This window comes from Sphingomonas sp. 10B4, from assembly GCF_035019905.1.
GTDB lineage: Bacteria > Pseudomonadota > Alphaproteobacteria > Sphingomonadales > Sphingomonadaceae > Sphingomonas > Sphingomonas glacialis.
Genome location: NZ_JASJVC010000155.1, coordinates 1 through 1625 on the forward strand (window position 1 = coordinate 1; position 1625 = coordinate 1625).

3 protein-coding genes are annotated in these 1625 nt (G+C 58.0%); 1 reads left to right on the forward strand and 2 read right to left on the reverse strand.

Annotated elements, in window-relative coordinates; translation table 11 throughout:
• On the forward strand, window positions 1-881 hold an 881-nt coding region (locus QN347_RS19190), incomplete at its 5' end, for a transporter (RefSeq protein ID WP_323494329.1).
• Between the two features lie 71 nt (window positions 882-952).
• Here the strand turns inward: QN347_RS19190 and QN347_RS19195 are convergent.
• A complete protein-coding gene (locus tag QN347_RS19195; RefSeq protein ID WP_322164298.1) occupies window positions 953-1207 on the reverse strand; it encodes a hypothetical protein in 255 nt (84 codons plus the stop codon).
• A gap of 15 nt (window positions 1208-1222) precedes the next feature.
• Entirely contained in the window at window positions 1223-1564 is a 342-nt protein-coding gene (locus tag QN347_RS19200) for a hypothetical protein (RefSeq protein WP_323494330.1), read from the reverse strand.
• Window positions 1565-1625: the final 61 nt, after the last annotated feature.

Genomic DNA, 1625 nt, shown 5'->3' on the forward strand with positions numbered 1-1625 from the left:
CGCCTCGATCCAGCTCTTTGCACGCCGCATCGCAAGACTATGATATCACCCCGAATAATTATGAATCAGACTCTAAGGCAATGCCTCAGGAAGACATGATGGATGCGTCATCCGACGGCAGTGCCCCCGTGTCCCATGTCGCCCTAGGAGACACCACAAAGCTATGTTTCGAGCGGCCGACCAAGTCGAGCGCTCCCTGCGTGCTGCCCAAGGGGCGCTTCCAGCTGGAGTCCGACATCGGCAACTGGACGGTCAGTAGCTACGCCGGCGCACGGACCGACACTATCGAGTACTTCAACCCGACGCTCAAATACGGGCTGGGCGACTATACCGACATCGAGGCGAACATTGCGCCCTATGTGGACGTCCGCACCCGCGACGATACGGGCGTTAGTCATCTTCGCGGCGTGGGCGACCTGACGCTGCGGCTAAAGCACCGGTTGACTAACCCCAACCGGACCGTGCGGTACGCTGTCGTCGGCATCGTAAAGGTCCCGACCGCTAGGCTCGGGATCGGCAACCGCCAATTGGAGGGCGGTGTCACCGCCCCGGTCGTGGTCAAGCTCCACCAGGGATTCGCGCTCACCGTCAGCCCAGAGGCCGACCTGCTCGCTGGCAACGACCACCCCGGGCGGCGTCACCTGCAAATCGTAATGGCGGCCGTCCTCCAGAAGCCCGTGACGTCCAGGCTCACTGCCTTCGGCGAGCTGTGGACCTCGCAAAACTACGATCCGTCCGGGCACATACACCAGTATTCGGCGGATGTCGCCGTCGCCTACATGCTCACTCCCAAGTTCCAGATCGACCTTGGCGGGAACTTCGGGCTAAATCATCAGACGCCGAACGCCCAGATCATCGCCGGCTTCGGTACACGCTTCTAACCTTCTTGATCGGCTTCGGACTGCGTTGTCGTACCATTCGTTGACCGCGCGATTTGCCTATGCCTGATCTTTCAACAAGCGTTCCACAAGCGCAGTTGACCTTCGGGGTTGACGGTCTTTCCGTTTGAGGACGTAGCTGGGGCTCGTTGCGGGATGCCCCCGCAGAAAAGCGGACGGTCGGTTTTCCACCAGGCCCTGACATGCACGACCGGCAGCGCATCGGATTTCTGCATCACCGCAATGCCCGAAATCTCGCCGTTCCGAGCGTGATGCAAAACTTGTGATTTTCGCATCAGGAACGACCGGGTCTGGTGGAAACCGGTCATTCCGATCGCCCTCGTTTAGGACGCCAGATACGTGCTCCAGCGACGGGAAACCTCGTCGCCACCCTGCATTGCAAGCGCCAGCCGGATCGTCTTGGAACCGCTTGCACTAACGATTTCGACACCAGCAGGAGCAGCCGTGGCCAATACAGACAAAACCTTGTCTGCGTCTTGCGAGAAGAATTTAGGATCGAATGCTATAAGTTCGCCATTTTCCACATAGAGAAGCGGCTTGCACAGCCAACAATTCTGCAAATTTCGAACAAGATAGGGTAGCAGAGCAATCGACGTGAGGCCAATGATCGGCAGGAGAAAGTCGTAATTTCCTGATATGCCGTTTCGGATTATAGCCTGACTCATTGAGGAGCCGGAAAAGAGGTTGCGTTGTGGTCCGGAAGCGATTCATGTTCCAACATGATCC

What these genes read in the sequence shown, in the direction of transcription:
- QN347_RS19200 (WP_323494330.1), bottom strand. Translation starts at nt 1,564, where the DNA reads ATGAGTCAGGCTATAATCCGAAACGGCATATCAGGAAATTACGACTTT.
- QN347_RS19195 (WP_322164298.1), bottom strand. Translation starts at nt 1,207, where the DNA reads ATGACCGGTTTCCACCAGACCCGGTCGTTCCTGATGCGAAAATCACAA.